Source organism: Caballeronia sp. SL1002 (genome assembly GCF_057814995.1).
Genome location: NZ_JBYMUW010000005.1, coordinates 749,140 through 762,406, shown reverse-complemented (window position 1 = coordinate 762,406; position 13,267 = coordinate 749,140). Strand labels below are relative to the sequence as shown.

10 protein-coding genes are annotated in these 13,267 nt (G+C 63.9%); 5 read left to right on the top strand and 5 right to left on the bottom strand.

Annotated features, from left to right (window positions below):
* Window positions 1-193 precede the first annotated feature (193 nt).
* Complete coding sequence (locus AC3D25_RS27805; RefSeq protein WP_488891700.1) at window positions 194-991, top strand: AraC family transcriptional regulator; 798 nt, start codon at window positions 194-196, stop codon at window positions 989-991.
* Between the two features lie 406 nt (window positions 992-1,397).
* On the opposite strand, the gene AC3D25_RS27800 is transcribed toward AC3D25_RS27805, so the two are convergent.
* The gene (locus AC3D25_RS27800; protein ID WP_488891699.1) at window positions 1,398-1,835 is read right to left on the bottom strand and encodes a carboxymuconolactone decarboxylase family protein; all 438 of its coding nucleotides are present in this window, start codon (window positions 1,833-1,835) and stop codon (window positions 1,398-1,400) included.
* A 107-nt stretch (window positions 1,836-1,942) separates the two neighbouring features.
* Between AC3D25_RS27800 and pdxR the strand changes: the two genes are divergently transcribed.
* Complete coding sequence (gene pdxR, locus AC3D25_RS27795) at window positions 1,943-3,370, top strand: MocR-like pyridoxine biosynthesis transcription factor PdxR (protein WP_488891698.1); 1,428 nt, start codon at window positions 1,943-1,945, stop codon at window positions 3,368-3,370.
* Between the two features lie 7 nt (window positions 3,371-3,377).
* On the opposite strand, the gene AC3D25_RS27790 is transcribed toward pdxR, so the two are convergent.
* The 4 genes from AC3D25_RS27790 to AC3D25_RS27775 form a co-directional block, all read right to left on the bottom strand.
* Window positions 3,378-4,502: a TAXI family TRAP transporter solute-binding subunit gene (locus AC3D25_RS27790; protein ID WP_488891697.1), complete on the bottom strand. Its 1,125-nt coding sequence runs from the start codon at window positions 4,500-4,502 to the stop codon at window positions 3,378-3,380.
* A gap of 141 nt (window positions 4,503-4,643) precedes the next feature.
* On the bottom strand, window positions 4,644-6,074 hold the full coding sequence (locus AC3D25_RS27785; RefSeq protein WP_488891696.1) for a zinc ribbon domain-containing protein: 1,431 nt from the start codon (window positions 6,072-6,074) through the stop codon (window positions 4,644-4,646).
* A 397-nt stretch (window positions 6,075-6,471) separates the two neighbouring features.
* Window positions 6,472-8,055 carry an aldehyde dehydrogenase (NADP(+)) gene (locus tag AC3D25_RS27780; protein ID WP_488891695.1) on the bottom strand — a complete coding sequence of 528 codons (1,584 nt, stop codon included), beginning with the start codon at window positions 8,053-8,055 and terminating at the stop codon, window positions 6,472-6,474.
* A gap of 88 nt (window positions 8,056-8,143) precedes the next feature.
* The gene (locus AC3D25_RS27775; RefSeq protein ID WP_488891694.1) at window positions 8,144-9,076 is read right to left on the bottom strand and encodes a dihydrodipicolinate synthase family protein; all 933 of its coding nucleotides are present in this window, start codon (window positions 9,074-9,076) and stop codon (window positions 8,144-8,146) included.
* Between the two features lie 127 nt (window positions 9,077-9,203).
* Here AC3D25_RS27775 and AC3D25_RS27770 point away from each other — a divergent pair, with 127 nt between their 5' ends.
* The 3 genes from AC3D25_RS27770 to AC3D25_RS27760 all read left to right on the top strand — a co-directional run bounded on the left by AC3D25_RS27770 (window position 9,204) and on the right by AC3D25_RS27760 (window position 13,260).
* On the top strand, window positions 9,204-10,163 hold the full coding sequence (locus tag AC3D25_RS27770; RefSeq protein ID WP_488891693.1) for a LysR family transcriptional regulator: 960 nt from the start codon (window positions 9,204-9,206) through the stop codon (window positions 10,161-10,163).
* A 156-nt stretch (window positions 10,164-10,319) separates the two neighbouring features.
* Complete coding sequence (locus AC3D25_RS27765) at window positions 10,320-11,546, top strand: sensor histidine kinase (protein ID WP_488891692.1); 1,227 nt, start codon at window positions 10,320-10,322, stop codon at window positions 11,544-11,546.
* Between the two features lie 106 nt (window positions 11,547-11,652).
* Complete coding sequence (locus tag AC3D25_RS27760; protein ID WP_488891691.1) at window positions 11,653-13,260, top strand: alkaline phosphatase D family protein; 1,608 nt, start codon at window positions 11,653-11,655, stop codon at window positions 13,258-13,260.
* Window positions 13,261-13,267 lie beyond the last annotated feature (7 nt).

The window sequence follows — 13,267 nt, the reverse complement described above, 5'->3', positions numbered from 1 at the left end:
CGTAAAGCGCATTGGGCGGCAACAAAAATGCGAGAATGCGAATCATTAACATTTCAACCGATGAGTCGGCGCAAAGCGTTGAGTGACGACGAGTTTAGCGTTTCGTCGAAAAAGCAGGCCGACATCGGATATCGAATTTCTGACAAATATTGGTGTTTTATCGATAACTTGTGCGTACTACTTTCTCGCGACCATGAAAGAATTCCTGCTCAAACGCTATCCGATCGAACGCGTCCCGCTGCCGCGAGACGTGATGGCGATCCTCGTCGACTATCGTCATGGCGAGCGTATAACCTGGCATCAACACAAGCACGGACAACTTGTATTCGCCGTGCGCGGCGTCGTGCGTGTGCTCACGCCCGCGCGCACCTGGACGCTGCCGCAGTCGCGCGCAGTTTGGCTGCCATCCGATGTCGATCACGAACTGCACGCGGTCGGCGACACGCAACTGTGCAGTGTTTATTTCGAACCGCGTGTGTTTCCGTGGTCGTGGCATCAACCGGCCGTGATTGCCGTGTCGCCGTTGATGAGAGAGCTGGCCATCGTGTTGGGCGCCGCGGGCGAGCGATACGCCGAGGGGAGCCATGCCTCGCTCAGCGCGCCGCTGTTGCTGAAGGTGTTGAGAGAGACGCCCGCGCTCGCCGAGCCCGGCGTGCCCTTGCCGCGCGACGCACGGCTGCTGCAGATCTGCGAGCACATGATGAACGACCCGGCGAGCGATCTGACGCTCGATTTCTGGGGCGAGCAGTTTCACACCAGCGGGCGAACATTGGCGCGCTATCTGACTGCCGAGACCGGATTGACGTTTGGCGCATGGCGCCAGCAGATACGAGTCGCGGAGGCAATCACGCTCCTTACGCTGGGACAACCTGTGACGCAGGTTTCGAAGAAGCTTGGCTATCGCAACGCCAGTGCCTTCATCGTCATGTTTCGTCAGGTCACGGGAGAGGCGCCACAACGTTACCTGGCCTCGCGCCCGTCGAGCAGATGAACGGAGAGCTGAGCGGCTTATGCAGACTTCGAGTTGAAAATTTAGATGTAAATCGCATCATTGCTCGAATGACGTTCCTATTGCTGCAGTCTTCTTACGGGCCTCGATAGCGGAATGTCGAATGACCGTTGTAGCGTTGAAAGCCGTCGTCGTCGGTACGTGAGGGAGAAGGACCGTTGAGGGTCGACAGCGGCCGTTCGCTATTTCTAACGTCGGAAGCGCGCCGTTCCCGCGACGGAAAATTCAAAGCTACGCGAATCGTACGGCCGATAGTTCGAAGTTAGATGTACCTCGGATTAGCGTTCGAGGAGAAGCCCTCGACGAAGACATTCCCCATGTACCGCCACCGAACCAAAGCTAAAGAAAGAACCCCAACAGCCGAGACCTGCGCCTCGGCCTGACTCTGTTAAGCCGGCATCTTCCGAAACGCAATAGCAAGCCGATTCCACCCATTAATCGCGACCACGAGCAGCGTCAGATCAACAATCTCCTGCTCGCTGAAATGCGGCTTAACCGCTTCCCAAACGTTATCCGGCACATGATCCGCCGCTACCAGCGTGACCGACTCCGTCCACTCAAGCGCAGCCCGCTCCCGATCGGTAAAGAACGGCGTCTCACGCCAAGCCGAAACCGTCGCGAGCCGGCGTTCATCTTCGCCTCCACGCCGCGCGTCCTTCACGTGCATGTCGAGACAAAACGCGCAGCCATTAATCTGCGAAGCGCGCAGACGCACCAACTCGGCCAGCGGCTTTTCGATACCACTCTTTTCAATACGCGCTTCCAGGCCGAGCATGGCCTTGAGCACTTCGGGACCGGCTTTGTAGAAATCGAGACGTTCGGACATTTGAATCTCCTCATTAAATGGATTGGGTGCGGCGATGAAGTAATCCTAGACTCCCGCGTGGCTATGTAAAATAACCAATAATGATTAATTACAGGTAGCCACTAAACATGGACATCCAGGTCACGATCCATGGCCGACGCGATCTCGCCGGGCAGGTCTACCGGCAGTTGCGGGCGGGAATTATCGAAGGCCGGCTGGCGGCGCGCACGCAGTTGCCTTCCACGCGCGATCTCGCGCTGCAACTCGGCGTATCGCGGAAAACGACGCTCGATGTGTTCGAACGGCTGATCGCGGAGGGCTTTCTACAGAGTCTGCGCGGCAAGGGCACGTTCGTGGTCGAAGGGATGCAGCGCTTGCCGTCGGAAACCGCCGCGCGGCCGGGCGCGGAGTGGCGCGGCAGGACGCATCATCTGGCGATGCCGCGCCCGCCCGCCGGTCCGGCGCTCGCGTGCGATTTCATGGGCGGCGTCACCGATAAATCGCTGTTCCCCTACGATGCATGGCGCCGCTGCATCAATCAGGCGCTGCGCGTGCAGGCGCGGGCGAGCGGCGGTATCGCCGGATATCGCGATCCAGCGGGCGAACAGGAATTGCGGCTCGGCATCGCGCGCTATCTGGCGTTCAGCCGCGCGGTGACGTGCAACTGGGAAGACGTGGTGGTGACGCAAGGCGCGCAGCAGGCGCTCGATCTGATCGCACGCGTCGTGATTCGCCCCGGCGATGTCGTTGCGGTCGAGGAACCCGGTTATCCGCCTGCGCGGACCATTTTCGGGGCGCTCGGAGCGCGGCTCGCGCACGTGCCGGTGGATCGCGAGGGCATCGTGGTGAGCGCGCTGCCGGACAACGCGCGGCTCGTGTATGTCACGCCGTCGCATCAGTTTCCGCTCGGCATGCCGATGAGCCTCGCGCGGCGCGTCGAGTTGCTGGCGTGGGCGGAGCGGCGCGGTGCGCTGATCGCGGAAGACGATTACGACGGCGAATTCCGTTTCGAAGGCCGTCCGGTGGAATCGCTGAAAAGTCTCGATCGCACGGGACGGGTCGCGTATGTGGGCACGTTTTCCAAGACGCTGTTTCCCGATCTGCGGATGGGTTACGTGGTGCCGCCCGCGTCGCTCGGCGAGCCGCTATGGCGCGCGAAGCAGGCCGCCGACTGGCATAGCTGCATGCTGACGCAGACCGCGCTCGGCGCGTTCATGCTGAACGGCGATTACGCAAAGCATCTGCGGCGCATGCACCGCGCGTATGCGGAGCGGCGGCGGGTGTTGATCGACGGTCTGACGGGGCCGCTCGCGCGCTGGTTCGCACCGCTCGACGCGACGGCGGGCATCCATCTGGTCGCGCGGCTAAACGCGGATTTCGATGAGACGCGCGTCGTCGATGCGGCGCGCGCGGTGTCGGTGGGTATGTACGGGATCGGCGGTTTCTATGCGGGCGAGCGCACGACGCAGGCCATGTTGTTCGGCTATGGCGGCGTGAGCGCGGACCAGATTCGCGATGCGCTCGTCCGCCTCGCCGCGCTGATGCCGACGCTCTGACGCAAACTCACTCGCAGAGCATCAGCACGCGTTCCTGATCCGTGCATTCGCGCTTCTTCACTTTTTGCACGGGCGGCGCGCTGGTGTCGCGCGCGCTTGCGGGCGGCGCATCGGCGGCGGCGAGTCGGCGCGCGACGCACGCACGCAGACGCTTTTCGACCGGCGGATAGTAGCGCCAGCCGCGCCCGAGTTGCGGCAGATCGAGGTGAACCTGCTTCCACTTCGGATGGCCGTTCGCCTGAAGCGTGTCGAAGTTCGTACAGAGCGAATCGGCGAACTGCGTCATGGCGCCGACGGTATTGCGCAGTCCGTAATCGTAGGTGACGAGGAACGCCTTTACGGTCAGCGTCGGCGTGTCTTCCTTGATCCAGTTCGGATAGCTCGTGGTGCGGATCGTCGCGGGGAAATACGTCTGTTTCGCGCGCGCCGTTTCGGGCGATGACGGATCGAGACGCAGCAGCTTGATCTGCTGAAGCAGTTCGGGATTCATGTCCTGGAAGAGCTTCGCCGGTTGCCCGGCCACGATGATCGCGACGTCGATCTTCTTCACGATCAGCTTCGCGAGCGCATCCTCGTTGCTGAAGTGCTGGGCATTCTGCTCGGGAATGGGCTGGCCGAACATGAGCTTGTAGAGCGTCGCCGACGACTGCGCCGTGCCGCTGCCGATCAGCCCGACGCTCAGGTTTTTGTCCTTGATATCGCTGATGTACTTGAGCGGGGAATCCGAGCGCACGACGAAATAAATCTCCTCGTCGTAGAGCGGCATGATGAGGCGCAGCGGCTGGATGATCTTGCCCGCTTCGGCGTTGCCGGCCGACGCCATGTCCACGTAAGCCTGGTAGACGTCCGACTGCACCAGCGCGAATTTCACGCCGGGTTCATAGCGCATGCGCTGCACGTTTTCCGCCGATCCCTTCGACGGCAACACTTCGAGTTCCATGTTGATCGGATCCGCGACCCAGCGCGAAAGATCCTGCCCGATCTGGATATACGTGCCGCGCTCCGGCCCCGTGACGATCTTGAACTGGCCCACCGGCGCCGGCGGCGCGGAGGAAGCCGTCAGTGAGACGCCCGATAGCCCGCTGAACGCCAGCGCGAGGAGAGCGCGGCGCATGAAGGTCGTCTTGTGCATGTTGAACCCTTTGTGTCGGAGTTGGACGGGTCGCGCGCCGTGCTGACGGCACGGCGCGCGTTATTCAGCACTTTTTATGGGTCGAACCGGAGGCCGTCGGCGTCCGGTGTGTCGCTCGCGTCTCCAGCGGCTCGCTTGTCTTTAGTGCGGCGTTTTGTTTGGCGCGTTGTCCCCGCTCCAGCCGTATTGCTTGATCGCGCGTTCGAGATCCTCGGCGTTCGCCGGATCGGTGGACAGCGCGTGCGCCGGGCGCGGATCGGAGCGCGTGTCGGCGCTCGCGCGGGTCGCCACCGCTGCGGGCGGCAGATCGGCTGGGCCGGGCGCGGCCGCCGTCGTGGCTGCGGCTGGATGCACGGGCTGGGGCTGGATATCCGTGGGCTGGGTCAGCGCTTGAGTTTGCGTGGGCGCTGGCGCTGGCGCTTGCGTCGGCTGCGGCGGCGTGACCGCCGTGGTGGCGCGCGCATCGACCGGCGCGGCGGTCAGTTCACGCGTAGTCGGGCGCGTGACGTCCAGCGTGGCTTCGCGAGGGACGGCGCCGCCGGTGCGCGCGGAATCAGCGTCAGCAGCGGCTTCGGCTGCCGCCTGCTTCGCCGCCGCGCTGCGCGATTGCCCGGCCCAGAGTCTGCGGCGCGGCGCGGGCGCGGCGCCGGGCGTAGCTGAAGCCGCGAGCGTGGCTGCGGCTCCGCCCGATTTAGCATTCGTCGACCACCCCGAATGCGCGATCACCCGTTCGAGCATCGCCTGCGATTCGACATTGCTGCCGTCGAGCGAAAGCGCTTCCCCCGCGTTTTGCTGCACGCACGGCCAGGCCGCCGCTTTCTCGCAGGCGCGCGCGAGCTTCAGCGCCGTATCGCGTTCGATTTCGAGTTGCGCGAGTTCGTCGGTGACGGTCGCCAGTTCCGCGCTGTTTTGTTGTTGCGGCGTGAGCGCGAGAAAGTGCGCGCGCGCCGCGCCGAGGTCATGCGCGAGCATGGCGTCGCGCACCGCCTGAATCCCGCCGCGCGTGCCCGACGGCCGGATTGCCACGACGGCGGGCGGTTGCTCGGCAGGCTTGGCGGCATCCATGGCACTGCCTGCACTGAGCGGTTCGAGAAGGCGCTGCGACGCTCCGCTTGCATCGCCCGAACGCGAGTCGATCGCGCCGGAGACGCTGTGCAGCGTCGAATCGTATTCCGCGCCGCCCGTGCGCTGCTGCTGCAAGTAGATCGCGACGCCCGCGGCGAGCGCCAGCGCAACCGAGCCGACGATGGCGGTCTTGCCATGCGTCCATCGTTCCGCCGATGAATCGATGCCGTCGTCCGGCAGGAATTCGCCCTTTTCGGGGATGGCGGAATAGTCCAGTGTTTTGGCGTTCCACGGCTGTGCGGCGGACGCAACACCGGTGCCGCCGACGTGGCTCGCGGAGGCGAGCGCCGTCGAACCCGAGGGCTTGAAAGCGCCGGGCGATTCGCCGAAAGCGGCGTCGCGGTCCGCGCCGCAATTGGGGCAGCTCTCCGCGTTTTTGCGAAGCGCGCTGCCGCAGCGCTGGCAGGCCACGGAAAAGATGGATGCGGGAAAAGTGAGACGGTTCATGCCGAAGCCCTCGCGGACATATGCGATGTCCAATGCCGCCCGTAGCGACCGCGCGACTAGACTTCGGGCGTGGCCGGCAGGCAGCGATCCTTCGTACTCGGTATCCGCCTTCATGCGCGGCTAACGGGCAACGACGCGACAAATATGTGTCAACTCGGCCCCGTCGTCAATTGCGTTTCACACCTAAGGGACAGTTAAGTTTCGCCGATGAATCACGCGAGTGGCCTGGCACTTGCAGAGTCAAAATTGTCTGTTTATACGGCCACATTTCGAGCGAAGTGAAACTTTCGAAACGCAGTTTCATCCCGTCGATAAATCGGCGGTTGCGAGCAACATGAAAAAGCGCGCCGCGTTCGTTGGAAAACGAACGCGGCGCGCCATTTTGCAATCGGACCGCTTATTCGCCGAGCGTCAGCTTGCCGTCCAGACGACGATTCAGCCCAAGCGGATTCGCCGTTTGCAGCGCGTCCGGCAACAAGCCTTCCGGCATGTCCTGATAGCTGACCGGACGCAGGAAGCGGTCGATCGCAAGACTGCCGACCGAGGTCGAACGGCCGTCCGCGGTAGACGGATACGGGCCGCCGTGGACCATCGCGTGGCCGACTTCCACGCCCGTGCCGAAACCGTTCACCAGAATGCGGCCCGTGCGGCGTTCGAGCGCCGGCAGGACGCTGCGGGCGTCGGCGTGATCGGCTTCGTCGATATGCAGCGCCGAGGTCAACTGGCCTTCGAGCGATTCCACCAGCTCGCGCAACGTCGCGAGATCCGGGCAGCGCACGACCAGCGACGACGCCCCGAAAATCTCTTCCTGCAACTCGGCGTGCTGGCGGAACGCGTCGGCGGTGGTAGAGAACAGCGCCGCCTGACCCTGATTCGGCGATTTCGCTTCCGCGCCGCGCGCGAGCGTCTTGACGTCGGCGTGATGCGCGGCTTTATCGACGGCGCTTTCGTAGGTCTTGTGAATGCCCGGCGTGAGCATCGTCGAGGCGGGCAGGGTGGCGAGCGCCGCCGACGCCGCTTCGATGAAGCGGTCGAGGTCCGGGCTATCGACGGCGAGGATCAGTCCCGGGTTCGTGCAGAACTGACCGGCGCCCAGCACGAGCGACGCGGCGAACGCGCGGCCGATGTCTTCGGCGCGGTTCTTGAGCGCGTTCGGGAACAGCAGGACCGGGTTGATGCTGCTCATTTCTGCGTAGACCGGGATCGGCTCGCGGCGCGCGGCCGAGAGCTTCATCAGCGCCGTGCCGCCGCCGCGCGAGCCGGTGAAGCCGACAGCCTTGATGCGATGATCCTTCACCAGTCCCTGACCGATCTCGCGGCCGCTGTCGAACAGCAGCGAGAACGTGCCTTCCGGCATGCCGCAATCCTTGACCGCCTTCTGCACGGCCTGCCCGACGAGTTCCGCCGTGCCCGGATGCGCCGAGTGCGCCTTCACGATAACCGGACAACCCGCCGCCAGCGCGGACGCGGTATCGCCGCCGGCGGTGGAGAACGCCAGCGGGAAGTTGCTCGCGCCGAACACGGCGACCGGGCCGAGCGGCACATAGCGCAGACGCAGATCGACGCGCGGCAGCGGCTTGCGCTCAGGCTGCGCCGGATCGATGCGCACGCCGAGAAAATCGCCGTTACGCACGACGGACGCGAACATGCGCAACTGGCCGACCGTGCGGCCACGCTCACCTTCGATCCGTCCGCGCGGCAGGCCGCTTTCCGTCACGCAGCGCTCGATCAAATCGTCGCCGATATCGAGAATGTTCTGCGCGATCGTTTCGAGAAACGTCGCGCGGGCGTCGAGCGACGTCTCGCGATAAGTATCGAACGCGGCCCACGCGAGCGCGCACGCGGCTTCGAGATCCGCCGCCGTCGCGCCGCCGAAACCCGGCTCGATGGCCGCGCCTGTGGCTGCGTTGACCGCCTTGATGGCGCCGTTGGTGCCGCGCACGGCCTTCTGGCCGATGAGGAGATTGCCTGCGATCTGCATGTCCGTTCCTTGAAATGGAGACGGCGAACCGATCGGTCCGCCGTGTTCAGCGTGTTTTTAGCGTGTTCGAAGTATGACCGGGTGCGGCTTAGCGGCCCCAGCGCAGCACGACCGGATCGAGTTTGCGCGCGACTTTCAGCAAGCCTTCGCGCACCGCCGGATGCATCGGCGCGAGCGGGTGGCGCACGGTGTCGGATTTGATGACGCCGCCTTCCTTCATCAGCACCTTGCAGGCGGCGAGGCCGCACTGGCGGTTTTCGTAGTTGATGAGCGGCAGCCATTGCTGATAAAGATCGGCGGCGCGATCCACATCACCGGCCGCGTACGCATCGACGATCAGACGGATGCCGTCCGGATAGCCGCCGCCCGTCATCGCGCCGGTTGCGCCCGCGTCGAAATCGGGAATCAGCGTGATCGCTTCTTCGCCGTCCCACGGACCGACGATCGCGTCGCCGCCGAGTTCGATCAGTTCGCGCAGTTTCGACGCCGCCTGCGCCGTTTCGATCTTGAAGTACGACACGTTCTTCACTTCCTTCGCCAGTTTAGCGAGGAACGGCGCGGACAGCGGCGTGCCGGAAACCGGCGCGTCCTGGATCATGATCGGAATGTCGATCGCGTCGGACACGCGGCCGAAGAAATCCTGAATGCCGCGCTCGGTCACGCGGATCGTCGCGCCGTGATACGGCGGCATGATCATCACCATCGCCGCGCCCGCGTCCTGCGCGGCCCGGCTGCGCTCGGCGCAGATGTGCGTGCTGAAATGCGTCGTCGTGACGATCACCGGCACGCGGCCCGCGACGTGGTCGAGCACGGTCTTCTGCACGATGCTGCGTTCGTCGTCGGTCAGGACGAACTGCTCCGAAAAGTTCGCGAGAATGCAGATTCCGTTCGATCCCGCGTCGATCATGAAGTCGATCGCGCGTTTCTGGCCGTCGAGGTCGAGCCGGCCGTTTTCGTCGAAGATGGTCGGCGCGACGGGGAACACGCCGCGGTACACCGTTTGAGCGCTTTGAGTCGTCACTGCTGTCTCCTTTTATTGAGTGCTGCGGCGACTATACGACCCGCCGCGCCGCGCTGTATAGTGAAACCTTTCCATCTGGTGATCGCTTTTGCGACTCACTCTTGCCTGAATTGTCCGGCTTTTCGCCATGAAGACCACGCTCGACGTGCTGATGTCGCGGCTGCGCATGAAGCAGTTCCAGTTGCTCATCGCGCTCGACGACCATAAATCGCTGCATAAGGCATCGACCGCGATGTCCATGACGCAATCCGCCGCCAGCAAAGCGCTCGCGGAACTCGAAAGCATGCTGGAGGCGCCGCTGTTCGAGCGCGCGAAGAGCGGGTTGATCCCGAATCCGTTCGGCCATTGCGTAATCCGTTACGCGCGGCTGGTCGCGACCGATCTGACTTCGCTGTGCCAGGAAGTCGCCGATATCCGCACCGGCATGGGCGGGCGGCTGACCGTCGGCGCAATCATGGGGTCGCTGCCGGACGTCGTCGTGCCGATCGCGAACGAGTTGCACCGGAGCCATCCGGGCGTGTCGATCGAAATTGTCGAGGACACGAGCGGGCGCATGCTGACCTTGCTCGACGATGGTCGGCTCGATCTGGTGATCGGCCGCTCGACGGTGTCGGGGCAGCCTTCGAAATATCACTATCAGGCGCTCGGCGACGAGCCGGTGTCCGTGGTTGTCGCCCACGATCACCCGCCGCTCGACGCCGCTCAGGATGCCGACGCGGAAAGGGAACTCACGTTCGCCGATCTCGCGGGCCACCGTTGGGTCATGTATCCCGGCGACATGCCGATGAGCGCGCTGCTCGCGCGTGAAATGGACCTCGCGGGACTGCCGATGCCGGACAATCCGATCTCCACCGCGTCCACCTTCGTGACAGTGGCGCTGTTGCAGGGCAACCCGGATCTCGTTTCACTCTTGCCGACAGGCGTCGCCGAATTGTTCGCGCGACACAGGATGCTGCGGATTCTTCCGGTGCGGCTCAAATCGAAATCGCAGACGTTCGGGATTGTCACGCGGCGCGGCGGCGTGTTATCGCCGACCGCGAAGCAGTTCGTTCAGTTGTTGCGGGAGCGGATACGGGGTGTGGGATAAACCGGGCTTCAGTCATTTATGGATGCACTTACCCCGCGATAGCGCGGAATTTACCGACGCACGCGCCTATACTCGAACAAATCCCTGTCCGCGCGCCGTCCGCCCCTCGACGAAACGCCGCTGGACACACCTCCACCACAGCGAGCGGGCCCGGCCATGCGCGACCCCAGTATCGGCGGAATGAAGGCGCTTGGCGCGGCGCTGCGCGACCAGCAGGGCGCGCTGACCGAGCGCTGGATGAAAATCGTCTTCGGCGATGCCGATGTCGAGCATTCGGACCGGTTGACCCATCGCCAGTTGGCGGATCATCTGCCGGCCATCTTCAACGAAGTCTGCGATGTCCTGCAACTGGACGATCCCCACGCCCGCGACGGCGCGCTCGAACACGACGCGCGCGAGCATGGAAAATGGCGCTGGAGCCAGGGCTATCGCATCGACGAACTCGTGCGCGAACTCGATCTCTTCCGGCAGGTGCTGATCTGGGCCACGGGCGAATTCGCGTCCGCCGAACCGGACGTGTTCGAACGGCCCCACGAAGTACGCGCGTGTCTCCTGATCGACGAGGTGCTGAGTTTCGTCACGCTCACGTCGATCCGCCAGAGCGTGAGCGAGCGCGAACGCAAGATCGACGAATACACCGGCATGCTCGAACGCGCGAATCAGGAACTGACGCTGCGCGAACGGCTGATCAGCGAGCTTTACGAATCGCGCATGCAGGTCACGCGCCGCGTGTCGCACGACTTGCGCAATTTCCTGAATGTCTTTTCGACGGCGCTGCAACTCGTCAAGCGTTCGCCCAGCAAACGCGAGGCCGCCATCGCGCTCGCGGCCCGGCAAGCGGCGGACATGGGGACGCTGGTCGATGAGATGGTCGAGTATTCGAAAGTACTCGGCGACGATTCGGGCTTGAGCGTCGAACCCTTCGACCTGAACGGCCTCTTCGAGGAACTGATCGACGCGTGCCGCGCGCCCGCCGAGGCGAAAGGACTCGTGCTGAAGGGCCGCGTCGATCCCGCGCTCGGCACGGTCACGTCAAACCGGTTGAAGACCAAGCAGATCGCGTACAACCTGTTGTCGAACGCAATCAAGTACACGCATTCGGGCGAGGTCGATCTTCAGATGCTCGCCGATGGCGACTCGCACTGGCGTCTGCGCGTGTCCGACACGGGCGTCGGCATCAGCCCGCAAGACCACGCGCGCGTGTTCGGCGCGTTCGAGCGCGCCACCAGCGAGGATATTCCCGGCAGCGGCCTGGGACTCGCGATCGTCGAGGAACTCGCGCGGATGCTTCACGGCACGATCGAATTCGAGTCGTTCAAAGGGCAGGGCAGCGTGTTCGAACTGCGCGTGCCGCGCGTGCTCGAACCCGAAGCGCCGCGCTAGCCGCAGCGCGAGACATAGGGTTAATTTCAGCGCGCGCTGAAACAAAAACGACACGCCCGGTCTTTACCATCGTGAGCTTCGCTCTTCCGCTCCGAAGGAACATCCTATGTCCGATCTGCCGTCCCGCCGCGCCTGGCTCAAAGGTCTCGTTTCTGTGGCGGGCGTCGGGCTCGCCGGCTCGCGTATCGGCGATGTGCTTGCAGAAGGCGTCGCGCCTGCGGTGGTCACCTCCGAGCGCTTGCGCCCGCAATTGCCCGGCGGCGTGATGTCGGGCGACACCACGGCCACGAGCGGTATCGTCTGGAGCCGCACGGACCGGCCTTCGCGGATGATCGTCGATTATTCGACGAGCGAAACGTTCGCGACCTTCGAGCGGCGCATCGGCCCGGCGGCGCTCGACAGCAGCGACTTCACGTCGCGCATGGATCTGACCGGACTGCCGCCCGGCGCGGACATTTTTTATCGCGTGCGCTTTCAGAGTCTGACCGACGAAAAAGCCGTGAGCGAGCCGGTTGCCGGGCGCTTTCGTACCGCGCGCGTGCGCGCCGATCAGCCGGTCACGTTCGTCTTTTCAGGCGACGAAGCGGGCCAGGGCTGGGGCATCAACGAGCGTTTCGGCGGGTATCGCGTGTACGAGGCGATGCGTCGCGAAGCGCCGGATTTCTTCATCCATTCCGGCGACCAGATTTACGCCGATGGCCCGATCGAGGCCGAGGTCAAACTACCGGACGGCACGATCTGGACGAACCTCGTGACCGAGGCGAAGTCGCACGTCGCACAGACGCTCGACGATTATCGCGGCGCGTTCGCGTACAACCAGCTCGACGCCAGCAAGCGCCGTTTCATGGCGGAAGTGCCGTTTCTCGTGCAGTGGGACGACCACGAAGTGCGCAACAACTGGTATCCGGGGCAGAAGATCGGCGCGGCTGAGAAGCGCTATCAGGAGCGCAACGTGTCGCTGCTCGCGGCGCGCGCGAAGCAGGCGATGTTCGAATACAACCCGTTCCGCATCAATCAGCTCGATCCCGAGCAGATTTATCGCGGCTTTCAGTTCGGGCCGCTGCTCGACGTTTTCATGCTCGACGAACGCAGTTATCGCGGGCCGAATTCGCCGAATACGCAAACGCGGCTCGATCGGGAATCCGCGTTTCTCGGCCCCCGTCAGACCGCGTGGCTGACGGCATCGCTGAAACAATCGAAGGCGACGTGGAAGGTGATCGCGAGCGACATGCCGATCTCGCTCGTCGTGCCCGACCTGAATCCCGATGTGCCGAAGGGCACGTTCGAGGCGTGGGCGAACGCCGATAACGGCGCGCCGTCGGGACGCGAACTCGAACTGATGGAAATACTGCGCTTCATCAAGCAGGAAGATATCCAGAACGTGGTGTGGGTGACCGCCGACGTTCATTACGCGCAGGCGGCGCATTATCATCCGTCGCGCGCGAAGTTCACGGAGTTCAAGCCGTTCTGGGAATTCGTCGGCGGTCCGCTGAACGCGGGTACGTTCGGGCCGAATGAAACCGACATGACGTTCGGCCCCGAAGTGCGCTACGTGAGCGTGCCCGCGAATAATCCGCAAAATCAGTCGCCGGCGGCCAAGCAGCAATACTACGGCCGCGCGAAAATCGACCCGGCGAGCCGCGCGATGACGGTGTCTATCCACGATCTCGACGGCCGCTCGCTCTACGCGATCAAACTCGATCCCGAAGTGTGATTCGCGC